Here is a 24,693-nt window from a genome sequence, read left to right as displayed (position 1 = left end):
TTTCCGTAATATATTTCTATCATTCTATTCTAATTCCCTCTTCAAAAACTTCCCAGTCAAGCTCTTCTTAGACTTCACAATTTCCTCAGGAGTTCCCTGTGCTACAATCTGTCCTCCATATTTCCCTCCTTCCGGTCCAACATCAATAATATGGTCAGCTAATTTGATGACGTCCATATTATGTTCGATGATGATGAACGAGTTTCCAAGTTCTACCAATTGGTTAATGGCATCCATCAGGATTTTCACATCTTCAAAATGAAGTCCTGTAGTGGGTTCATCAAGGATGTAAAGGGTATTTCCGGTTTGTCTTTTTGACAGTTCGGTTGCTAACTTGATACGCTGCGCTTCACCTCCGGAAAGCGTCGTTGATTGCTGTCCAAGGGTAATATATCCTAATCCAACATCCTGTAATGTTTTTACTTTTGCAAAAATCTTAGGAATCGGCTGGAAGAAATCTACTGCTTCATCAATCGTCATATCCAGAACATCAGAGATGGATTTTCCTTTGTAACGCACTTCCAGGGTTTCTCTGTTGAAACGTTTTCCGTTACAGGTTTCACAATGAACGTATACATCCGGAAGGAAATTCATTTCAATCACTTTCAATCCTCCTCCCTGACAGGTTTCGCATCTTCCGCCTTTTACGTTGAAAGAGAATCGACCTGGTTTATAACCACGAATTTTACTTTCCGGCAATTCTGCAAAAAGGTTTCTGATATCGGTAAACATTCCGGTATAGGTAGCAGGATTCGAACGTGGCGTTCTTCCGATTGGTGTTTGATCTACATCTACAATTTTATCAATATTATCCAGCCCTTCGATCTTTTTGTAAGGTAAAGGTTCCTGAACCGCTCTGTAGAAATGTTTGTTAAGGATAGGATATAGTGTTCCGTTAATCAAAGAAGATTTTCCACTTCCTGAAATTCCGGTTACTACTACTAACTTACCAAGTGGAACATCCAGGGTAACATTTTTAAGGTTATTTCCTGTAGCACCTTTTAAAACAATATTTTTACCGCTTCCCGCTCTTCTTTCTTCAGGAATTGCAATTTTTCTTTTACCATTAATATATTGAGCAGTGATGGTATCTGCTTTCAACAGATCTTTCGGTTTTCCCTGCCAAAGGATCTCTCCACCAAATTTTCCGGCTCTTGGACCAATATCCAATACCTCATCAGCTTCCAGAATCATGTCTTTATCATGCTCTACCACCAATACAGAGTTTCCGATATCTCTAAGGTTTTTCAGAGAATGGATCAGCCTTTCATTATCTCTCTGGTGAAGTCCGATACTTGGTTCATCAAGGATATACAACACATTCACCAATTGAGAACCGATCTGTGTTGCCAGACGAATTCTCTGTGATTCTCCTCCCGAAAGGGTTTTTGAACTTCTGCTCAAGCTTAAATAATCCAGCCCTACATCCAGTAAAAACTGAAGTCTGGTTTCAATCTCTTTTAAGATTTCATGAGCAATGATTTTATTTTTTTCTGAAAATTTATCTTTAACATCAGCTAACCAGTCTTTTAAATCAGCTAAGCTTAATCCATTGACCTCAGCAATATTTTTTCCGTCAATTTTAAAACTTAAACTTGAAGGCTGAAGACGGGTACCATGACACTCCGGGCAGGTTTCTTCTGTGGTGAAATGTCTTTCCAGCAAAATGGCTTCATAAGATTCTCTCTCGTCGATAATTTCGTCCATGAAAGCAATAAGCCCGTCAAAACCAATTTTTATTTTCTTGGTAATTCCTGCGTATTTCAGGTCTTTATTAAATTCTTTGTGACAACCGTTGTAGATATAATCCAATGCTTCTTCCGGAATATCCTGAAGCGGTGTTGTTAATCCCAATCCAAAGATCTCAAGAATATTTTTGATCTGCGATAGAATCCATTTGTTGGACTTGATATCTTCCAGCGGTAATAATCCTCCCTGATTGATGGATAATTTTGGATTGTCTATGAAATAATCCGTATTGATCTTTTTGATGGTTCCCAATCCTTTACAGTTCGGGCAGCTTCCTTTGGGTGAATTGAACGAGAATGTATTGGGTTCAGGCAAAGCCAGAGAATGTCCCGTTTCTGCATCCATCAGGTTTTTGGAAAAGTATTCGATGTTTGTACTTCCCAGTTTCTGAATTCCAATAATACCTTCTCCCATTTCCATTGCAGTACGCAATGATTTTTCCATTCTGCTTTCCGAAGCATTTTCACCGATAATCCAACGATCGATAACGATGTCAATATCGTGGGTTTTATAACGGTCAAGTTTTAAATCATATTCAATATCCTGTAATTCACCATCAATTCTTGCCTGTCCGTAGCCCTTTTTAGCCATCTGTACAAAAAGTTCATGATAATGCCCTTTTCTGGAACGCACCACTGGCGCCAAAAGCATGATCTTTTCTTTTTTATAGTTTTCTTTGATGGTTTCAAGAATCTGATCTTCGGTATAGCTTACCAATTTTTGTCCGGTAGACAAAGAGTACGCATCTGAAACTCTTGCATACAAAAGACGCAGAAAGTCGTACAGCTCGGTAACTGTCCCCACAGTAGAACGTGGATTTTTATTGGTCGTTTTCTGCTCAATAGCAATCACCGGAGAAAGTCCTTCAATTTTATCTACATCAGGACGCTCCAGCCCGCCTAAAAACTGACGTGCATAGGCAGAGAATGTTTCAATATAACGGCGCTGGCCTTCTGCAAAAATAGTATCAAAAGCCAATGACGATTTTCCACTTCCGGAAAGGCCTGTAATAACGACCAATTCGTTGCGTGGAATTTTAACATTAATATTTTTAAGGTTGTGTTCACGTGCTCCGTAAACTTCTATATATTCTGTTGATTTGCTCATAATCCGGAATGATTTTGCCTGAAAATCACAACGTGCAAAAATACGGAATTTTATGCAATTTTTTTGAATTTAAAAGGCATAAAAGTTTTATAAAAAAAACCTAATGTATGTTGGGAATGAATATTTTTTTATTCCATATTGAAATTAACAGGATTGAATTTTTCCGAAAATGATTTGATATTTCCGGGTAATTATGATTGGGTTAAAGCTTATGCGAAATCTTATGTAATAAAAAACGGGCTAAAGCCCGTTCCTATAGATATAATTCAATATTACATTAAAAATGCCGTATCTGTTACGGCATTTATATTTTAAACGAATGGTGTGTTCCCAAAAGGTTTACATATCCTGGAAATCAACATCTTCATTATTTATTCTTACAATATATTCAATTCCGTCAATGGCTTTGGCAATGATCTGGTTTCTGATAATGTTGGCCATATTTTCCCAATAGGCTCTTCCATAGAAAGAATAGTTCTGCGGAATAATCTCTACTTCTACTGTTCTTACAAAACCTTCTTTAGGCTTGTTGCTGATCATTGTTCCTCTTCTTACTCTTACTTCTCTTACCTCATCTTTCAGAATCATGCGGCAATAGTTTTTAACGTCTTCCAAAGAAATGATTTTATCCCTGGTTGTCAGTGCGTATTTGTAAGCCTGAATACTGTCTGTTCCCTTCTGTTCTTCAGCTCCTCCCAATGTCTCGGTAAGCAGTACAACAGTTTGTGACTTTAATTGATTGGAAAGTTCAGTTCCCGGACGCATATGATTGGCAAGCGTACAGTGCGTTATCCAAAAAGCAGCATAGGTATGGTCTGTTTTTTCTACAGGTTCCATGATCACATAATTCAATTCCTGCCTGATATTCCTTTTGGCATTGTTCACTTTCTGAACCATGGTTTTCATTTTGTCAGACATTTCGCTGAGAACTCCTTTTACATTATCTCTGTTCAAAAGGGAAAATGCGGCAATTTCATCTCTTGTCAATTCCAGAACATTGGCAATCATATCCACAGCATTTCTGCTTGTGAAACGTTCCATGCCTCCTTTTCTTACGGTATACAAACCTTTTTTAAGATCATCAGCCGGAGTAAAAGGAATTTCGGTATACTTTCTTCCGTCACCATCCTGTACCTCATCTACATAAAGAAAATGTTCACCCTCATCGGTTACCAAAGGAATATTATTTCCCATGATATCAAGGCTGTATTCTGTTTTTTTCCAACCTCTGTTGTATACCGGAAAAGCATTCAGAACAAAGGAAAAATTGTCAAGTATTTCTGCCGAAAATTGTGGTGGAAACTCAAAGGTAAGCCACAGATAGCTCTTATTATCCAGGAATTTGGTAATTTCTTCTTTTCCTGCAAGAAAATCAAGATTCTGAGGAAGCTGTCCCGGTTCTGAAAAAAGACTTTGAGAAATTCCTGTTACCTCAATAAATTTATGACGATAGATACTTTTAATATCTTCAATCACTTTATTCCGGATGGATTGCTCTTTGAACATCTGTTCGTAGCCATCATTTTGGTTTTCTGTTAAATAACTCAGTCCTTCTCTCACAAATAAAGGATTACCATTGCTTGACACCGTGATATACGGCAATAATTTATAAACAAAATCAAGGTGTTCAAAAGCAGGATTAGAGCAGAAAATGCTCAGATATTTTGGAAAGTTTTCACTTACATATTTGCTTACATCCACTCCTATTGTGATTTTTCTGTAATCTTCAGGCCTTCCCTGAAATCTTGCAATAGGAATTTTATTGAATCTGTCATCAATACTGTAGCAGGTATTTCCTACAAACATGATGGACGTGTGAACTTTATTAATTCTTACATTTCCTACCGGAGTAAAAGGAATATTCAGCTGTTTATCTGATTCTGATTTTATCGTAGAAGTCATCTGCTTACGGAAGAAAAACTCCGTGTGTTCCAATAAAACTTCGGAAGACTCATAAGGCTGTGTAAAAGCCACGGAATGAGCCGGAATAGGATGGGTATAAATAGACGGGGTAAGAAGTTTTGCCAGTTTTTCCAATATACGGGCATTTACTGTCTGTATTTCATTATTCGCTTTGAAAACTTCTGTACTGAAAGCATCTATCAACAGTTTTACAAAAGGATCTAAAGACTGCGGACTTCTCAATCCCCATACTTTAGTTGCATTCTGCAGCATTCTTGCTTTTACAGATTCTTTGGAATAAATATTCTGATCTAAATTCATAATTTTCTTTCGCTGTTAAAAATATTAATCAATAGACATTGGACTTAGAAACAACTCTGTTGAAAAACTGAAACGTTCCCCTGATTCTTCCATTTTTGCATTGATGGCAATTCTTACTTTCTTTTTAATTTCGGTGTGTTCTTTAGTATCGTAGCTGTGCTCTACAAATTGTATATGAGCATCAATCTGCGGGTTGACGATTCTGGGTTCATATTCCTGAATCTGTCTCCTTAAGCTTTTGATAAAAACGCTTTCCCAGATGGCACTTGTGACTCCATTATCGAATTCAAGGTTCCAAACATCGTTTCCATAGTTTTCATCATATCTGTTCTCCCCTTTTTTGGTGGTGATCAGCAGCATAATATTGTGGGCAATACTTTCCCCCATATCGCAGGTATCGATACTTCCGCCTTCGGTCATTAAAGTAGACGGTACGAAAGGCATTCTGTAATTTGGTGTATCCATAACTTATTGTTTTTACTTCATGGTTCCCGCTTATCTAAAAACGGAATACCAAAATACGCATTTTCACCAAATAATGATGACAATACTTTAAAATATTATTCAAAAAAAGAGCCTTCAAACTGAATTGAAAGCCCTGTAATCTGTTATATTTTTATTTTACATTAAGCATCCGCTTTTTTCCGGTTGATAAAATAGTACACCGGAAGTCCCAGCAGTACCAAAATAAAACCAGGCCATGTATATTGTTGTTTATAGATTAACAGTAAAATGCAGAAACAGGTTCCTATTAAAAGGTAGATAACAGGTGTTACCGGATAAAGCCATGTCTTATAAGGTCTTTCCAGTTCTGGTTGTTTCATTCTTAAATAAATAACTCCAAATACGGTAATCATGTAGAACAGAACAATTACAAAAGAAATCATATCCAATAAATTCCCGTACTGCCCACTCAGACAAAGAATTGAAGCCCACACACCCTGCATCCAAAGTGCATTTTCCGGAACTTCATTTTTATTATTTTTTTCGGCAGATTTAAAGAACATTCCGTCTTTTGCCATAGTCTGAAAAACTCTTGCTCCCGCCAAAATCAATCCGTTATTACATCCAAATGTGGAAATCATTACTAATAGAGCAATGATAATAGTACCAGCACTTCCAAAAATATTCTGTGAAGCCGCTACTGCTACTCTGTCATTCGCTGCAAAAGCAATTCCGTCTCTGTCCAATGCATTTAGGTATACATAGTTTACCGCTATATAAAGGATCATAACAGCAGAAGTACCATAAATCATTGATTTTACTACATTCTTTTTAGGGTTTTCAATTTCCCCGGAAACAAATGTTACACTTTCCCAGGCAACAGAACTGAAAACAGAACCTACCATTGCGGCTGCAATTCCACCGAGAAGAGTCATTCCACCAATGGGTTCCCAGCCTTCTTTAAGAAAATTACCACTTATATCTTTTTTCAGATTATTAAAAGAATCTGTACCCCAGCTAAAGTTTTCTGCTAAATGAGAGATATCTACCAATATAAAACCGGCAGCAATCAAACCTATCAATGCAATAATTTTGGAACCGGTAAAGATGTTCTGGAGGATTTTACCACTCTCTACTCCTCTGGTATTAATATAGGTAAGCAGCAGAATTACACCAATGGCCAGAATCTGTATCCATGTAATTTTAAATTCACCGCTTTGAAAAATAGGTGCAGCATCGTTAAGTGAAGGAATCAGATACGCTGTAAATTTTCCAAAAGCCATTGCCACTGCAGCAATTGTTCCGGTTTGTATTACCGTAAACAATCCCCATCCGTAAAGGAATCCCATTCTTTTACCAAAAATTTCTTTGAGATAGGTATATTGCCCTCCGGCTTTCGGAAATAATGCGGACAGTTCTCCATAGCTTATGGCTGCGGCTACCGTCATTATTCCTGTAATGATCCACACCACAATCAGCCAGTATCCGGATCCCAGATTCCTCATCATGTCAGCACTTACAATAAAGATCCCGCTTCCGATCATGGATCCCATCACAAGCATAATGGCATCCCATAGTTTCAGTTTTTTTTGCATAGTCAAGTATAGGAGTCAAATATAATCAAATCTGTCTTTGATTTTGAATTTTATTGAAAATTCCTTAAAACACCTGTTTTTTGTCATTTTTTATTCCGTTATGATTCAATTTTAATTAGTATTTTTGGAAAAATATTAAACATGAAATTTAAAGCGATATTATTTGCAGCAGCTTTAACAGCTTCTTCGTTAGCATTTGCCCAATCTGGTCCACCGGAAGGGAAAGCCTTGGTAGGTGATACATACGGAGATCAGGTAAATTCTTCTGCTGAATCCAAAGCAATCACAGTAGAAAAACTGAATAAGCAGCTTAAAAAAGATAACAAAAAAGTTGAAAATGTATCTGTTAAAGGAAAAGTAACCGATGTTTGTGATAAAAAAGGATGCTGGCTTACCATCCAGACAGAAGACAATTCTAAGTTTTTTGTAAAAATGAAAGACTATGCTTTCTTCGTACCTACAGCCTTAAAAGGGAAAAACGTTGTATTAGAAGGAAATGCAGAAAGAAAAGTAACTTCTGTGAATGAGCAGAAACATTATGCGGAAGATGCTAAGAAGCCTCAATCTGAAATTGATGCGATTACACAGCCTAAGGAAGAGATCAGGTTTGTTGCTAATGGAATTAAAGTTGTGAACTAAGCTTGAATCATTGAATAAAATCTAAATTTTATATTTCCAAAGTTAGGTTTTGGCTAAAGCCATATGAATTTTTATTTAAATTAAATGGGCTAAAGCCCATTCCTATTGAATATAAACTTTTAGAAATTAGATAAAAAAATAAAATCGGCTGTCCTTCGGGGCAGCCGATTTTATTAGTCTTCTATTTTAAAATCCACAACAGTATCCAGTTTCGGATATTTAGTTGCAGAAATAAATTTCTTTCCGGTACAGTCTATTTCCAGCCAGCCTTTTCTCTGCTTTACATCTCCTGCTTCCATTACGAAAGGAATAAATGAGATTTCACCTTTTCCTTCTTCTTTTATTTCTCTAAACTGAACCGCTATATCCAAAATACATTCATGTTCTGTGTTTAGTTTTACATTTCTGTAAATAATATCATAATGCGTTTCTTTATTCTCGGGAATTTCAAGATAATTTTCCCATCCAGTAATATCAGAGTTCAGTTCACTGATTGCTTTCAAGGCATAATAAAGAGCAATTGTATAATACTTTCTTGTTCCTGTTCTGGTATAATCATCCACAAAATGTCCGCCTTCAAATAGAATTGTCGGCATTCCGGCTTTTATAAAGTTATCTCCTGTAGAAGTCGGATAGAATTCATCAGAATATCTTCCAATCTGATGAGGGATCATTTCCTTTAAATGGTTGTATACACTTCCGATCACAGCCATACATTTCTTTCTATTTTCTGTAACGGTACGTTCTACATTTTCAGAAGGTGCCAGAAAGGAAAGAGTGGCAGGATGAATACCATCGGTTGTAAAAATGGTTCTCTGCTCATGAAGATTTAATGCATAATCGTACTTTTTAGAAGCAGCAGCTTTTTTCAGAAATTTAATCTCCTTACTAGCCTCATTATGAAAATCTCTGTTAAGATCAATATCGGCTGCATTCAGTCTGGTCCATCTCTCCGATCCGTCCGGATTCAGCATGAATATAAAATCCAGTTTTATTTTACCGAATAAATCCTCTTTCATTTCAGGAGCTTTATCAAGACTCACCAAAAGATCAAGCATGGCATGCGTAGCATTGGATTCATTGCCGTGCATTTGTGACCAGGCCAATACATTAATGTTTCCGGTTCCGATGCTTAACTGATAAATAGGTTTATCTAAATAGGATCTTCCGATCTCCTGAATATAATCGCTGAGATTGTTCTGTAGGTAAGAAAATAATTTTTCAGGGGAAATATAGCGATTTGAGAAATCGGGGTTTTGAGAATAGATCTGTTCAAAATTCATTTTGGGAATTGTTTACAAGATTCAAATTTAGCCATTTTTGGGCAAAAATTTAAATTAACATTTGTAAATATTGTGAAAATACAAAAATTTACATTTGACATCTGTTTTGAAATTTGTTTACAAGATTTAAATCCTATTCTTTTAGAGGTTTAGAAATCAATTAACACCTGTAACATTATTAAACACCCTCAAAAGACAAATTGTCTGTGGATAAAATTGTGGATTGCGAATAATTTAATATCATATATTTAAATAATTAAAAGTCAGCAAGTTACGAAATTTATCTAAATACTATTTGCAATAGTACTTTAAGGCTTAAAATTGCTGTTTTTTACCCTTTGAGGGGTATTTTATTAAACATAAAAATTGTGGAAAGCTTAGATATTTAACGTTGTATACATTTGTAAAGTGCATAATGAATCAGATTGGAACCTCAATTTTTAATCCATTCGCTTAATTTTGACCATTTTTGTTCACCATAAAAATAGTTGCTTAACAGAAATACTAATTCTCTCCTATTACTCCATTATATTGGCTTAAAATAGTGTATTTACATCAGTAATTTACCTATGTAACATCTTTAAAATAGCCTTTACATGGCTTTAATTTGATATTTATTGGAATAAATCATTCAGGAAACAGATTTAAAGAGATTAATAATGTAAATAGTGAAAAGGAAGTGGTTTAAGGGACAAAATAAGCTGTGAAAAAGCCTAAATTTACATTATTAAACTAATATTTTAGGAAAAAGAAAGTCAAATAATAAGGTCTGGATGCCTATTACTAAATCTTATAGCAGCCTCAGATAATTATTAAATACAATTGTAATTTAACTATAATACATTGATTAATAATATTTTATTTTCTTGTTACAAATGTATATTAAAAATATTTATATTTATTTACATTTGTGTTTTGCATTTGTAAATTATATATGTTACATTTGTAAAATAATTAAAGGCTTATTTTTATGAGTTTAAATGAAAGAATTTCCAAAATTATTGAGTATTCCAATCTGACCCCTTCTGAGTTTGCTGATGAGATTGACGTACAGCGTTCATCCATTTCGCATATTACTTCAGGAAGAAACAAGCCGTCTCTTGAGTTTATCATAAAAATAAAATCCCGTTTCCCGGAACTTCTTTGGGACTGGCTGGTTACTGGAGAAGGTGAGATGCTGAAATCCCAACTGCCAGAAATCGAAATTAGTGAAGATCAAATAGAAGAAGAGAAAATAAAAACAACTCCACTCCCCGACCTTTTCACCATGATGAATGATGATGATGAATTTGGAAGTGATGAAACGGAAATGGAAACTCCAAAACCAAGTCCTGGAGAATCGTTTATACCAACCCAAGATAAAGCACCAGAAAAAATATCAGATTCTCAGCGATTAGAAAATACCAGCGAACAATTGTTAGGTCAACTATTTGGTAATCAACAAAGTAAGATAAAGCGTATTGTCTTGTTCTACGAAAACGGAAAATTCGAAAGTTTTGAGCCTTAAAAAAACCTGATCAAAGAAAATGATCAGGTTAAAAAAATATTTGAAGAAGAAAACTAAAGCTATTGCTTTATTTTATTTTTAAAAATTTTGACGGGTATAAGCTGATGCAATTTTATCTTATTATAATCATCTGCTCCCATGCTATATTTTTATAATTTCGGTTATTTATAAGGGTGATATTATTGATTATCGTATTGATGAAGTTCTCTCTTATGGCGGAGTTATAACAGTAAATGAAAATATTATTATACGTTAGTTTTTATGGCTCTATCAAATATAATTATTTAAAATCAAATCAGCAATAAAAATCAGATTATTTTAACATATGATTAACCCATAATATAATTGTGTTGATTATTGTTAATTTCCCATAAAATTCCCCCCTATTAATTCCAACAAAAAGACCTGCAAAATTGCAGGCCTGATATATTTATTGAAAACAATATTATTATTTCTTTCTTCTTTCAAGTTCTTTTTTAATCAGTCCAAGCTCTCTTCCGGTTTGTCCGGCCACAGAGGTATTTTCCTGAGCTCTTCTCGTCAAATAAGGAACAACATCCTTTACAGGTCCATATGGAAGATATTTAGCTACGTTATAGCCTTTATCTGACAAATAGAAGGTAATATTATCACTCATTCCGTAAAGCTGTCCGAAATAAACATGCGGATTCCCGTTTTCAAGAGATTTTGCTTTCATTTTATCCATAATCAATTCAGAAGAGATTTCGTTATGGGTTCCGAAAAATGCTGAAACCTTATCCAAATGATCCATTACAAAGTCAATTCCTGCATTGTAGTTTTTATCTGAAGCCTCTTTAGTGGGTTGGATAGGATCTGCATATCCTTTTTCCGCAGCTCTTGCTCTTTCTTTCTCCATGTAAGCACCACGCACGATTTTGTAACCGATGTAGTAGTTCTTCTCTCTTGCTCTCTGAAGATTAGCTTCCATATATTCCAGCCTGCCGGTTCTGTACATCTGGATGGTATTCCAAACGATAGGCTTTTGCTGGTTATATTTCTCCATCATCTCTTCGCAAAGGTGGTCTGCCGCATCCTGCATCCAGGTTTCTTCAGCATCTACCATTACTTTTTTATCATGCTCGTGGCAAAGACTGCAAACTTCATCAAATCTTTTCACTACTCTTTCCCATTCTTCTTTCTGGCTTGTAGTAAGCTCTGCACCTTTTCCAACAGCTTCATACAAATCAATTCTTCCGAAGGCAGTAGGTTTAAATACAATAAAAGGGATTGCCGGATTTCCTACTGAGAATCTTACAATATCCTTAATTTCTTTGCAAACAGCATCAAAAGTTTCCTCATCTTCTTTCCCTTCGATAGAATAATCGAAAATACTTCCAACTCCTCTTTTAAACAGCTGCTTCACAACTTTCATACTTTCTTCACGGGTTTCTCCACCACAGAACTGTGCAAATAAGGTATTTTTTACAATTCCGGTAACGAAAGGAAAATTGTTGTGTACTGTGAAATTCAGAACAGATGTTCCAAGGCTTGTAAGAGCGGGCTGTTCAATCATTTTAAACATCCAGTAAGCCTTTCTCAATTGTGCATCAGACTTGTCTGCAAATGCAATTTTAGTATCATTAAAAATGGGCATTCCTATTTATTAAATTTAGTTATGCAAAGGTAATAATAACCACAGTTTATTTAAAGAATTTTTTTTACAATTTATGTTCTATCCCGTTTAAAAGCATTGCTATGATTCCAACGAAAACCCAAAACCGTAATATATTCAATGTAAAGAAGTTAGTTCTTCTTGATGCGTTTAAAAGAAGGTAAATACAGACTATCATTACAAAAAGTCCTCCTGCAAAATAGTAAGCCATGAACCCGGTAATACCAGTTTTTGTAATGATATTCATAGAAACTGCCATGGTAACAGCTAATAAAGAAGTCAGAATTATCTTTGTATTCCGGCTTTTAAAATAATTGGGAATTGTAGTATATCCAAATGCTTTGTCTACACTTCTGGTAAGGGTATCTTTCACAATATCAATACACAAAAGGATAAGAAATAGAAAAACAGCCATCAGGAAAACCTTTTTTGAAAAGGTTTCATAGTATACCATCATTCCAAAGAACGGATACAGGGTGAGGCTGACAAAAGTAAGATTATTTAAGATCAGTATTCTGCTCAGTTTATGACTATAAAACCACATAAAGAACTGATATACAACAAAAAAAACAAATACATTATGAGAAATCATCCAGGCTACTCCTAAAGAAATAACACTGAGTGCCAGATAGGCATATAAAAAATATTTCTGTTTGATGAAGCTCTGAACTCTGGTTCTGAAAGGTTTTACTACATGATCTTTCTCCAGGTCATAAAATTGGTTGATAATGCCGCCCGCAAGAATGGTAAGGACGGTGCAAAAAATAATACCGTGTACTTTGAAATCGAATACGAATTTTCTGAAAGATTCATCCTGATTGAACAGGAAAAAAGTAGAAACATAGAGCGCAAATGTCAACAAAGCAGCCACAAAAAAGCGTGCTCCGAGTAAAAACCCCACGAATTGCGAAAATCTGTAAAATAGAGATTTTGAGATATAGTTTTTAGATTGGAAAGTTTCTTTTTCAGAATTCATTCCAATCTATTTAAAATCTGTAAATCACTTCTTTTTGGAAGCCTTCAAGCATTTTTTCTGCTTTTGCGTAGTCTTTGGTAAATCCTAAGATGTAACCGCCTCCACCGCTTCCACACAGTTTCAGATAGTAGGCATTAGAATCCAGTCCTTTTTTCCAGATATTAAAAATACTTTCAGGAATCATAGGGCGGAAATGTTCATAAGCCCAGTGAGAAAGCTTTTTAAGATTTCTGAAGAATGGATTCATGTCTTTTTTAAGGAAAGATTCAATACACGCATTATTGTAGCGGATGAACTCTTCCTTCAGGGTTTTACGGAAACCTTCTGTTTTCATTTTCTCAAAGAAAATCTGAATCATGGGTCCGGTTTCACCCGTCATTCCTGAATCAATCAGAAAAATTGCCCCTTTTCCTTCTTCTCCTTCGGGAATATTTACCCTGTCTAGATTTTCTTTATTTTCAATGAGAATGGGAAGATTCATGTAACAGATCAATGGATCCATTCCTGAACTTTTCCCATGGAAATAGCTTTCCATTTCTCCAAAAACAGCTTTTAATTTCTTAAGATTATCTTTTGAGATATTCTCAGGATTAAGTTTGCTGACTGAATATTTTTCGAAAATAGCAGCTACCAAAGCACCGGAACTTCCTACTCCATATCCTTGAGGAATATTGGAATCAAAGAAAAGTCCGTTTGAAATATCATTTTTGAAGCTCTCAATATCCAACTTAAAATCATCGGAAAGATCAAGGGCTGTAAGAAAGTCTGAATATTTCTGCAGATGTCTGTTGGAATTACGTTCAAAATCAGAACTTAAATCTGAAAATTTTAAAGTTCCCTTATAGAAACTGTAAGGTACTACAAGTCCCTGGGAATCTTCAATCATTCCATATTCTCCAAACAGAATTATTTTTGCATAAAATAAAGGGTTGGTCATATTGACAATAAATCTTTTTGCAAAGTTAAAAATTATTCCGCTGAATATAAGCAAAACTCAGACCGAAATATGAGTTATTTAGGTTTACAGCATTCTTTTACCGATTAAAAATAAGAAAAAAGCCTGAGAATATCAGGCTTTTATAATAAATTTATTGAGAAATTACTGTTTGATCAATTTTTTGTTGACCGTCTGCTTCTCTGTTTCAATGCTAATGACATAATTTCCTGTTTGTATGGAAGATAGATTGATCTCTGTTTTACTTCCTTTCAGAGAAGAAGCTGATGTCACCAATCTCCCTGCTTCATCAAATATTTTATAGGATTTTAAATTTTCTTTTGATGAAATGATGATCATTGTTTTTGCCGGATTCGGGTAAATTGAAACGGTATTGTTATTTGTTTCAATATCTTCAACTCCTAAAAACTTGCATAAAAATCCTGCATTCCATCCATTTGCCGTACCTGATTCATTGGAAAAAAACTCAACGGTAATAGCTCCGGTAGGATCTGTAGATACAAATGGGCCGGGAACCAAAGAACCCGTAAGGTTATTTCCATTCGGAAACAATGGAGATCCGGCTGTAGGTCCATTATATACATACATATAGTCTTTAAAACTTTCTAAATTAAATTCACTGAAATACAATGTCAGTTTGGAATTGGAAAGTGGATAAAAAGTTTTGGTTAACTTTTCGTTATTACTATATCCTCCGGAAAGACCTCCGGAATCTGTAAACCGTGCTCCTGAGCACCAGTTTCCATCTGTTAAAAATGTTCTGTGTTTCTGAAATGCCAATGGACCTGAGCATTCGCTTCCTACAAATAAATTGTAATAGGTGTTCGCTTCAAGGTTGTTTATTATAAAGCTATTAGAATTAGTAGTTCCTGATTGTACAACTGTGCCGTCAATTTTACAAAGTCTGTATCTCCAGGATGACAGACTTCCATCCATAATAAAAATATCTGCTGAGTTTTGAGTTACGTCAGAAACACTGACATCCAGGACGGTGATCTCACATGAAGAAGTACAGTTTGTTCCAAGACAGGATTTAGAATTAATGATACTTCTTATAAGTTCTGCAGGTTGCGCCCCAAAACCATTACTAAAATTGACTCCAGTTCCGGAAACCAAATGACAATAGCTCATTATGGTTCCTCCTGAGCTTCCCGGAATTGGTCCGGGGCATGTACTTCCTTGAGATCCGGCCTGAGCTCCACATCCATCAATAGCAGTATTATTACCATTCCACGCACAGGCGTGAGTATGGGGAGATCCTAAGCCATGTCCCATTTCATGGGCAATTATAAAAATATTCCAGGAAAACAATGGAAACTGTTCATAATAGGAACGAACGGGAGAAAAACAATATTTCAAATCTGAGCAAAGAGAATTAAGATAGGCTACTCCTCCACTTGAAGGTGAAATTATTAAACTGGCAATATCTCCGTTAAACAGAGGCCTGTTATTGCTAAACATTGCTAAATTCGCATCAGCTCCTCCTGTATATGGATCAGGTGTTGTCCAGACATAAATTTCACTTAATGATATCCGGATATCATCATTAAAATATAATGTTTCGACATTATTATGCATAGCAGTCATCCAATTAACGGTGGATGTGATATTAAAACCATTATTTTCGTAAGGTTTATATCCTACTTCATAATAAGTTCTTACACAATTATCAGTTATTGTCTTTGGGGTAAGCTGATCAGGCTGAAGAGAGTTTTTTTGCCCTTTGTTTCCCATCATTTCATCTGCCTCGCAAACAAAACTGTTTTGTACTGTTAGTTTATTTTCTGAATAACTTACAAAATCTTCGGAGTTTTTAAGCTTTCCTACAACAACATTCCCCAGAGCAGGAGTTGAAATAACTCCGACAACATCATTGTCAAAAAAACTAAAAGCTGCAAGAGATTCATCATTCCCTTTCACAATACCCCGATAATAGATTCCCGGCTTGTAAGGAACCCGTTCATCTTTTTTCGTTTTTACATTAAAGCCTTCGGCAAAGATTGATTTTTTATATAACTGAACTGTTATTTCTTTATTTCCATCAAAGGGAAAAGATACTTCAAGAAACTCGGGGTTCTCAAGAATTAGTTTTTTAAGCTGAGCTTGATCAAGTTTAAAAACAGCTGCATCGGTTGCTATCCTCCTAAGATCAGACAAATCGCCCGTATTTTTTAGATTAAATAAGTCATAGGTATGGTTACGAACCTTTAATTTTTCATACTCATGGATTTTCCGGGCTAAAGGTTTTACATTTTGGGCAATACAAAAGATGCCCCATAAAAAGGAGCTGAATAAAAGGAGTTTTCGCATTATTAATTTTTCATTAAAAATACTACAAATACTTTAATTTCCACCAAACAACCATGAAACATAAAAAACCACAACAGAATATCTGCTATGGCTTAAATATGTATTATTTTTTTTTATTATTACTGTTTAATCAGCTTTTTGTTGATCGTCTGCTTCTCTGTTTCAATACTAATGACATAATTTCCTGTTTGTATGGAAGATAGATTGATCTCTGTTTTACTTCCTTTCAAAGAAGAAGCTGATGTCACCAATCTCCCTGCTTCATCAAATATTTTAAAGGATTTTAAATTTTCTTTTGATGAAATGATGATCATTGTTTTTGCCGGATTCGGGTAAATTGAAACGGTATTGTTATTTGTTTCAATATCTTCAACCCCTAAAAACTTGCATAAAAATCCGGCATTCCATCCATTTGCTGTACCATATTCATTGGAGAAAAACTCAACAGTAATAGCTCCGGTAGGATCTGTAGAAACAAATGGCCCGGGAAGTAAAGTTCCAGTAAGGTTATTTCCATTTGGAAATAAAGGAGATCCGGCTGAAGGCCCGTTATATACATACATATAGTCTTTAAAATTCTCTAAATTAAATTCACTGAAATATAATGTCAGTTTGGAATTAGAAAGTGGATAAAAGGTTTTGGTTAACTTTTCATTGTTACTATATCCTCCGGAAAGACCTCCGGAATCTGTAAACCGTGCTCCTGAGCACCAATCTCCATCTGTTAAAAATGTTCGGTGTTTCTGATAAGCTAAAGAACCTGAACATTCACTTCCAATAAATAAGTTATAATAAGTGTTTGGATCCAGATTATTTAAACTAAAACTGTTGGTATTCGTTGTTCCTGACTGTACAATTGTTCCATTTATTTTGGAGAGTGTATATTTCCATGCTTGTGAAGCTCCATCTATAATAAAGACACTTGCTGAGTTTTGTGTAATATTATCAATACTGAGATCCATTACCGTTACTTCACAGGAGGAAATACAATTAGTGCCCAGACAAGCTTTTAAATTAATGGTTTTTCTAATCAATTCGGCGGGTTGTGGACCAAATCCATTACTGAAATTGATTCCAACTCCGGAAATTAAGTGACAATAACTCATTATAGTACCTCCGCCATTACCAGGAATTGGCCCGCTACATGCATTTCCCTGATTTCCACTTTGGGCACCACATCCATCAATAGCGGTATTATTACCATTCCACGCACAGGCATGGGTATGCTGAGAGCCTAGATTATGTCCCAATTCATGGGCTGTAACATTGACTGTCCAGGAATACATAGGAAATTGCTGGTAGGTTACCGTAACGGGTGAGTAACAGTATCTCACATCTGTACAGAGTGAGTTAATATTAGAATAACCGGTACCAGTAGGCGAGATCACTAAGTGGGCAATATCCCCATTAAATATAGGCCTGCTATTGCTAAATACCCCTAAGTCCGGATTATAGTTACCTGTATAAGGATCTGGTGTAGCCCATACATACATTTCACTTAAAGCTATCTTAATATCATCATTAAAATATATTGTTTCAACACTGTTATGGATAGCGGTCATCCAGTTAACAGTAGCAGCCACATTATAACCATTCCCCTGATAGGGTTTATAACCTACTTCATAAAATACCCTTACACAATTTTCAGTCATGGTTTTATTGGTAAGCTGTCCCGGATCAGGTGGTGGTAATTGAGTTTTGTTTTCTTTCAATTCATCTACACTACAAATGAAACTATTTTTTACCGTCAGCTTAGACTCTGAATAACTTATAAAATCACTCGAATTCTTTATTTTTCCCAGTATAATATTTCCCAAAGCTGGTGTTGAAATAATTCCTACCACATCATTATCAAAAAAACTAAATGCTACTATAGACTGATCATCTCCTTTAACAATTCCGCGATAGTAAATCCCGGGATTATAGGATACAACTTCATCTTTTTTCGTTTTTACTTTGAAATCATCAGTGAAAATTTGCTTTTTAAAAAGTTGAACAGTGATTTCTTTATTGCCATCAAAAGGAAAGGATACTTCAAGAAATTCAGGGCTTTCAGCAAGTAATCTCATGAGTTTGGGGATATCCAGACTTAAAGCAGTAGCATCAGTTGCTGTTTTTCTTAAATCAGAGATATTATCCGTGCTTTTCACATCAAATAAATCATACTTAGGAGCACGGTAGTTTAGCTTTTCATATTCATGGATTTTTTGGGCTACAGGTTTTAGATTTTGCCCAAAACAAAAGATGCCCCATATCAATGAGCCAAATAGTAAGAGTTTTCGCATTATTAATTTTTAATAAAAGTAATACAAATACTTTAAGTTTTTACAAAACAATCATAAAATATAAAAAAAACCATAACAGAAAGTCTGCTATGGTTTAAATAAATATATGTTATTTTTAATTATTAATTACTGTTTGATCAGCTTCTTGCTGATGGTCTGCTTTTCTGTTTCTATGGTAATTACGTAGTTTCCTGTCTGAATTGAGGAAAGATTTATTTCCTGTTTATTTCCTTTTAAAGAAGAATTAGCAATCACCAGTCTTCCGGCTTCGTCATAGATTTTATACCCTTTTAGTCTTTCTTTTGAAGAGAGCATTATCATATTTTTGGCAGGATTCGGATATATATCTATTGAGTTATTTTTTATGTTGATGTCTTCTACTGCTAAAACATTGCAAGAGAAATTCACATTCCATCCATTCCCTGTAGCGGCTCCATCTGAAACAAATTTTACTGTTATTGCCCCTGAAGGATCTGTGGATGTAAATGGACCTGGCACTGTATTTCCACTCAGATTATTTCCGTTGGCAAATAATGGTGAAGCTGTAGATGGACCATTATACACATACATAAAGTCATAACCCTGTTCGAGATCGAATGCTGTAAATGTCATTGTCATAGCGGAACCAGGAGTAGGATAAAATGTTTTTACAATTTCTTCATTATCTCCATATTGACCTGTTGAACCTCCTGTATCTAAAAACTGAATTCCGTCACACCAAGCTCCATCAGTTAAAAAGATTTGTGATAGCTGGAATGCATTGGGTCCGCTACAATCTGTTCCTACACTTAATCTGTAATAAGTGGCTGGCTGAAGGTTGGTAAAGTTAACAGATGGCGTAGTTGTATTTCCTGATGATACTGCTGCTCCATTAGCAGTAGTTAATTTATACTTCCATGAAGTTGAGGATGCATCTGTAAAATTAGCATTTGCCGAAGTCTGTGTGATGTTGTTAACTTTAAAGTTGGTGATGGATGTAGCACAAGATGCTGTACAGTTGGTACCAAGACACCCTTTTGAATCTACTGTATTTTTGATTAATGTTCCTGGCTGTACACCAAAACCATTCGCAAAATTAATCCCTACACTGCTTACCAAATGGCAGTAGCTCATAATCGTACCACCACCTGCCGGAGGAAGGGCCGCTGTACATCCTTCATTATTTCCTGAAGCAGGGCCGCAGCCGTCAATAGCTGTATTATTACCATTCCAGAAACAAGAGTGAGTATGTGGTGACCCTAAATTATGCCCAAGTTCATGGGTCATAACTTCTATATTCCAGGAATAGGTAGGTACATTTTGATAATTTAAATTCATCCCACAATAAGAATACTTATAAGTGGTGCATAATGAATTAACATACGCAATACTTGTTGTAGCCGGATTTCTTAATAACTGTGCTACATCCCCATTAAAAGTAGTTCTGGTAGTTCTAAACTGATTTAGAATTGCACTTGGTGAACCTGAATAAGGATCAGTAGTTGTCCAGACAAAAACTTCACTTAATGCTACATTCACATTCTCATTGGCATATAAAGTGGTAACGTTATTATGCATAGCAGTCACCCAATTGGTGGTAGTTGTAGTATTACTTCCGTTTTGGGTATAAGGCCCAAACCCTACTTCATAGTATATTCTTACGCAGTTATCCGTTTTTTTACTGGTGGCATTATTAGGATTAAAAACAGGTCTCTGGGTCTGGTTTTCTTTCAATCCGTCTACCCCACAGGCAAATGGATTGGCACCTGTTAATTTAGCATCTGAATAGTTTACAAAATCTTCAGAATTTTTAGCTTTTCCCAGTACTATATTTCCTAATTCGGGGGTAGAAGCAACTCCTACGATATCATTGTTAAAAAAGCTAAAAGCAGCAATAGATGCGTTATCACCTTTTACAATACCCTGATAATAAACTCCCGGTGTATAGTCTACTGCTTTACCTTTCTCTGTAACTACTTTAAAATCGTTGGTCAGGATCTGATGTCTGTACATTTCAACGGTGATCTGCCTGCCTCCGTCAAAAGGAAAAGATATTTCAAGAAACTCAGGTTTTTCGGTGATTAATCTTTTCAGTTCTGTAGGCTTCAGAGACATAACCGTGATATCTGTTGCAGCCCTTTTATATTCGGCTAATTTATCTGCATTTTTATCTATCTGAAATAAATCATAGCTTTTCAGCTCTGATTTCCCATTATGATATTCCGAAACTTTTTGCGCAACCGGTTTTAATTTCTGAGAAAAACCCATAACACAACATTGCAAAAAACAAACTAATAGAAACTTTTTCATGATTTTGATAATTTTATCATTTTTACAAATAAACAAAAAAAATCAAAACATAGTGAAAAATCCTTATTGTATTCTATTATTTATGGAAACCATATAAATAAATTTAACCAAATTGATAAATGAATGTTTTTAATTCATTAAAATAAAAAAAAAGACGTTAAAAATAACGTCTTTTAATTTTTATAAAGTTTCTCTATCGGTTCTCATTTTGACCTTCAGGAATCGTATTAAAACTAATCCTGCAGCAAAAAATATGGTCATTGATAAGGCCGCGATACGCATATTATTGAAATGTTCAATTAATGTTGCAAAGATGAACGTTCCGATGATAATGGCAATTTTCTCCAATACGTCATAGAAACTGAAGTACGTTGTATTTTCCATGGAATTTTCCGGAAGAAGTTTTGAGTAGGTAGATCTTGACATTGCCTGAAGACCTCCCATTACCAAACCAACTACGGCAGCTACTCCATAAAACTGGTATTCTACTGTAGGATTTTCTTTGTTCAGGAAATAAGCCCAAAGACAAGCTACAATCCAAAGGATGATGGCAATTGAAATCACATTTTTATTACCAATTCTCTTGGATAGTCTCGAGAAAATAACTGCTCCGATGATCGCTTCGATCTGAATCACCAAAAGGGTTCCTATCAGTTTATCCTGAGCAAGATTGATCTCACTCTTTCCGAATAAAGTTGCCATAAGGAAAATTGTCTGCATTCCTACACTGTAAAAGAAGAAACTTGACAGGAAGAATTTTAGATTTTTATCTTTGAAAAGCTCTCCTCCTACTTTAAACAGTTCATGAAAACTTTCTTTTGCAATATCTTTATAGAAGCTCAGATTATCTTTAAACACCTCAAAGAAACCTCCCTGCTCTTCATGTTTTTTGAAGATATTCTTATAATTAAGTAATACTAAGTCTTTAGGAAGTTTATCTTTCACATCCCCAAATTGAGGAAGGTGTTTGAATGTGTATTGAGAGAACCCAAACCACCATGCTCCCGTTAACAGGAAACTGATTCTTGTAAACAATAGCTGCTGGGCTGCTCCTTTGGCAAAAACCTGAATTAAAACCAAACAGATTACCACTAAAACTACGGAACCAATATATCCGTACACATATCCTCTTGCAGAGAGCGCATCCTGCCTGTCCGGTGTGGCAATATCAGGAAGGAAAGAATTATAAAACACCAGACTTCCCCAAAAACCTACACTGGCCGTGATACTGAATAAAAGCCCCAGGAATACGTTATGCATCCCTGTAAACATAGCTAATCCCATACATGATGTTGCACCAAGATAGCAGAAGAACTGAAGGAAAGATTTTTTGTTTCCGATGGTATCTGCCAAAGAAGATAAAAACGGTGACAGTAATACTACAATAAAGAATGATATGGTAAGTGAATATCCATATACAGCATCCGGCTGATATTCTTCCCCGAAAATTTTGATCATATGTCTTACCGGAACATCTATCCATGTTTTTGTTTCCGCCACATATTCTTTTTTCTCGTAAGCAGTGGTTAGGATGGAGTAATAAATGGGAAAAATGGTAGAGGTAATAACCAAGGAATAAACGGAGTTTGCCCAGTCATATACAGCCCAGGCTTTCATAATCTTTGGATTATTCTTTATGTTTTTAGGCTGTCGATTCTCAGTTTCAGACATTTCAAATATATATTAGTAGCACAAAAATAGAAAAACTACGGAATATTCGACGGTTTTTAATTTTATTTTGAAAATAATAATTGTAAGCCGTTGAAATCATTCAGCAAAGATTTCCTCTTATTCCGTTTAATTATACTGAACAAAAACCTCCAATAATAAGATTCTGTATTATTTTTTTTCAATAGACTCTCCTTTTGGGTAACATTCATGATCAGGAAAAGTCTTTCTGCTATAAGAGATATCTGACCGGAAATTTTATATCATCAACCTGAAGACCTCGTTGGAAGACAGCAACGTACTATTTTATAACCAAAAAATCGGGGTCCAAGAACCCCGATTTTTATATCTGAAACCACAAAATATGGCTGTATATGTCAATTATAAGTTTTCAATTACAATTGCAGAAGCTCCACCACCACCGTTACAGATAGCAGCAGCCCCATATTTTGCATTATTTTGCTTCAATACGTTGATTAATGTAACGATGATTCTTGAACCCGAACTTCCCAGTGGGTGTCCTAATGCTACAGCACCTCCGTTTACGTTTACTTTAGCAGCATCTAATCCTAAGATTTTGTTGTTTGCCAATCCTACTACTGAGAAAGCTTCGTTGAATTCGAAGAAATCGATATCAGAAATCTCTAATCCTGCTTTTTTAAGAGCGATAGGTAAAGCTTTTGCCGGAGCTGTTGTAAAGTTTTCAGGCTCATGAGCTGCATCAGCATAAGAAACGATTTTAGCAAGAGGTTTTAATCCCAATTCTTCCATTTTTTCTTTGGAAACAAGGATCAATGCAGAAGCACCATCGTTCAGTGTAGAAGCGTTTGCTGCTGTTACTGTACCTTCTTCTTTTTTGAAAACGGTAGGAAGTGTTGAAATTCTATCAAAGTTTACTGCTTTGTATTCCTCATCTTCAGCAAAGATTACAGGCTCTCCTTTTCTCTGAGGAATAGAAACCGGTACAATTTCTTCACTGAATTTACCTTCGCTCCAAGCTTTTGCTGATCTTTTGTAAGATTCTACAGCGAAGTTATCCTGATCTTCTCTTGTGATGTTATAATCTACGGCACATTTTTCTGCGCATACTCCCATATGTACTTTGTTGTATACGTCTGTAAGACCGTCAAGCACCATACCGTCAAGCATTTTGATGTCACCTAATTTTGTAGCTACTCTTGCATTGTAATAATGAGGAACTAAAGACATATTCTCCATACCTCCTGCCACAATTACTTCTGCATCACCAGCTTTGATTGCCTGAGCCGCCATTGTTACAGCCTTCATTCCTGAAGCACAAACTTTATTTACGGTAGTAGATGGTGTATTGATTGAAAGACCTGCTCCTAAAGCAACCTGACGAGCTGGCGCCTGGCCTTCTCCTGCCTGAAGAACATTTCCCATATAGATTTCCTGAACATTATTAGGATCCATACCGATTTTATCTAATGCACCTTTTACAGCAGTTGCTCCCAATTTTGTAGCCGGAACTGTTGATAAGCTTCCCATAAAACTTCCCATTGGTGTTCTTACTGCGGAAACAATGAATACTTCTTTCATGTATATAATTTTTATTTTAAGCTAAAACGGAACAGATGTTCCCTTTTTATAATTAGAATTTATTTCACTTTTACGTATACTATATCAAATTGGGTTCCTTCAATTTTAGTATTTACCTTCAGAAGATTATCCTGGGTAGCTACTATTTTATTGTTGAAGACATCCCCTATTTGTGCGGGATCATTTTTATCGGATTTCTCCATGACGATTGCTTTATAATTACAATCATCTATAAAAACCAATGTGGATTTGATATAATCTTTTCCATTATTAAAATATTCAGTCTGAACATTATCTTTAATGGTCATATGCCATATTGCTTCCGGGTAATTGGGTCTTAGGAACTTCCCTTCTTTTATATTAGCACATTTCGGCGGATTATCCGGTTTTTTCTGTTCTGTTGCCTGGGCATGAACCTGCGGGGCTGCCATCAACAAAATTCCTATTGAAAATATTTTTAAGGAGTTCAT

16 protein-coding genes are annotated in these 24,693 nt (G+C 35.4%); 2 read left to right on the top strand and 14 right to left on the bottom strand.

Annotated features, from left to right (window positions below):
- Positions 1 to 24: 24 nt before the first annotated feature.
- The 4 genes from uvrA to JOE44_RS03080 form a co-directional block, all read right to left on the bottom strand.
- Positions 25 to 2,856: an excinuclease ABC subunit UvrA gene (gene uvrA, locus JOE44_RS03095; protein ID WP_209784289.1), complete on the bottom strand. Its 2,832-nt coding sequence runs from the start codon at positions 2,854 to 2,856 to the stop codon at positions 25 to 27.
- Between the two features lie 339 nt (positions 2,857 to 3,195).
- Positions 3,196 to 5,079 carry a type VI secretion system baseplate subunit TssF gene (locus JOE44_RS03090; protein WP_209784288.1) on the bottom strand — a complete coding sequence of 628 codons (1,884 nt, stop codon included), beginning with the start codon at positions 5,077 to 5,079 and terminating at the stop codon, positions 3,196 to 3,198.
- A gap of 24 nt (positions 5,080 to 5,103) precedes the next feature.
- Positions 5,104 to 5,544 (bottom strand): GPW/gp25 family protein, encoded by a 441-nt coding sequence (locus JOE44_RS03085; RefSeq protein WP_105682166.1) that lies wholly within the window; start codon positions 5,542 to 5,544, stop codon positions 5,104 to 5,106.
- A gap of 161 nt (positions 5,545 to 5,705) precedes the next feature.
- Positions 5,706 to 7,118, bottom strand: coding sequence for an amino acid permease (locus tag JOE44_RS03080; RefSeq protein ID WP_209784287.1), 1,413 nt, complete (start codon positions 7,116 to 7,118; stop codon positions 5,706 to 5,708).
- Positions 7,119 to 7,259: 141 nt separating this feature from the next.
- On the opposite strand from JOE44_RS03080, the gene JOE44_RS03075 reads away from it, so the two are divergent.
- A complete protein-coding gene (locus JOE44_RS03075; RefSeq protein ID WP_209784286.1) occupies positions 7,260 to 7,757 on the top strand; it encodes a DUF4920 domain-containing protein in 498 nt (165 codons plus the stop codon).
- Positions 7,758 to 7,930: 173 nt separating this feature from the next.
- Here JOE44_RS03075 and JOE44_RS03070 read toward each other — a convergent pair whose 3' ends face one another.
- Positions 7,931 to 9,040: a M14 family zinc carboxypeptidase gene (locus tag JOE44_RS03070; protein ID WP_209784285.1), complete on the bottom strand. Its 1,110-nt coding sequence runs from the start codon at positions 9,038 to 9,040 to the stop codon at positions 7,931 to 7,933.
- Between the two features lie 970 nt (positions 9,041 to 10,010).
- Between JOE44_RS03070 and JOE44_RS03065 the strand changes: the two genes are divergently transcribed.
- Positions 10,011 to 10,547, top strand: a complete 537-nt coding sequence (locus tag JOE44_RS03065) for a helix-turn-helix transcriptional regulator (RefSeq protein ID WP_209784284.1) — start codon at positions 10,011 to 10,013, stop codon at positions 10,545 to 10,547.
- A 448-nt stretch (positions 10,548 to 10,995) separates the two neighbouring features.
- On the opposite strand, the gene JOE44_RS03060 is transcribed toward JOE44_RS03065, so the two are convergent.
- The 9 genes from JOE44_RS03060 to JOE44_RS03020 all read right to left on the bottom strand — a co-directional run bounded on the left by JOE44_RS03060 (position 10,996) and on the right by JOE44_RS03020 (position 24,693).
- The gene (locus tag JOE44_RS03060) at positions 10,996 to 12,162 is read right to left on the bottom strand and encodes a proline dehydrogenase family protein (protein WP_209784283.1); all 1,167 of its coding nucleotides are present in this window, start codon (positions 12,160 to 12,162) and stop codon (positions 10,996 to 10,998) included.
- Positions 12,163 to 12,226: 64 nt separating this feature from the next.
- Positions 12,227 to 13,156 (bottom strand): UbiA family prenyltransferase, encoded by a 930-nt coding sequence (locus tag JOE44_RS03055; protein WP_209784282.1) that lies wholly within the window; start codon positions 13,154 to 13,156, stop codon positions 12,227 to 12,229.
- Between the two features lie 10 nt (positions 13,157 to 13,166).
- Complete coding sequence (locus JOE44_RS03050; protein WP_209784281.1) at positions 13,167 to 14,093, bottom strand: mevalonate kinase; 927 nt, start codon at positions 14,091 to 14,093, stop codon at positions 13,167 to 13,169.
- Between the two features lie 162 nt (positions 14,094 to 14,255).
- A complete protein-coding gene (locus JOE44_RS03045) occupies positions 14,256 to 16,421 on the bottom strand; it encodes a M12 family metallo-peptidase (protein WP_209784280.1) in 2,166 nt (721 codons plus the stop codon).
- Between the two features lie 119 nt (positions 16,422 to 16,540).
- Positions 16,541 to 18,706: a M12 family metallo-peptidase gene (locus tag JOE44_RS03040; protein ID WP_209784279.1), complete on the bottom strand. Its 2,166-nt coding sequence runs from the start codon at positions 18,704 to 18,706 to the stop codon at positions 16,541 to 16,543.
- 126 nt (positions 18,707 to 18,832) lie between these two features.
- Complete coding sequence (locus tag JOE44_RS03035) at positions 18,833 to 20,995, bottom strand: M12 family metallo-peptidase (RefSeq protein WP_245169687.1); 2,163 nt, start codon at positions 20,993 to 20,995, stop codon at positions 18,833 to 18,835.
- Between the two features lie 180 nt (positions 20,996 to 21,175).
- Complete coding sequence (locus JOE44_RS03030; RefSeq protein ID WP_105682157.1) at positions 21,176 to 22,666, bottom strand: MFS transporter; 1,491 nt, start codon at positions 22,664 to 22,666, stop codon at positions 21,176 to 21,178.
- Positions 22,667 to 23,044: 378 nt separating this feature from the next.
- Positions 23,045 to 24,223 (bottom strand): acetyl-CoA C-acyltransferase, encoded by a 1,179-nt coding sequence (locus tag JOE44_RS03025; protein WP_105682156.1) that lies wholly within the window; start codon positions 24,221 to 24,223, stop codon positions 23,045 to 23,047.
- A gap of 59 nt (positions 24,224 to 24,282) precedes the next feature.
- Complete coding sequence (locus tag JOE44_RS03020) at positions 24,283 to 24,693, bottom strand: hypothetical protein (protein ID WP_209784278.1); 411 nt, start codon at positions 24,691 to 24,693, stop codon at positions 24,283 to 24,285.

The organism is Chryseobacterium sp. PvR013 (assembly GCF_017833095.1).
In the GTDB taxonomy this organism is placed as follows: domain Bacteria; phylum Bacteroidota; class Bacteroidia; order Flavobacteriales; family Weeksellaceae; genus Chryseobacterium; species Chryseobacterium culicis_A.
This window is presented reverse-complemented; position numbering and strand designations above follow the sequence as displayed.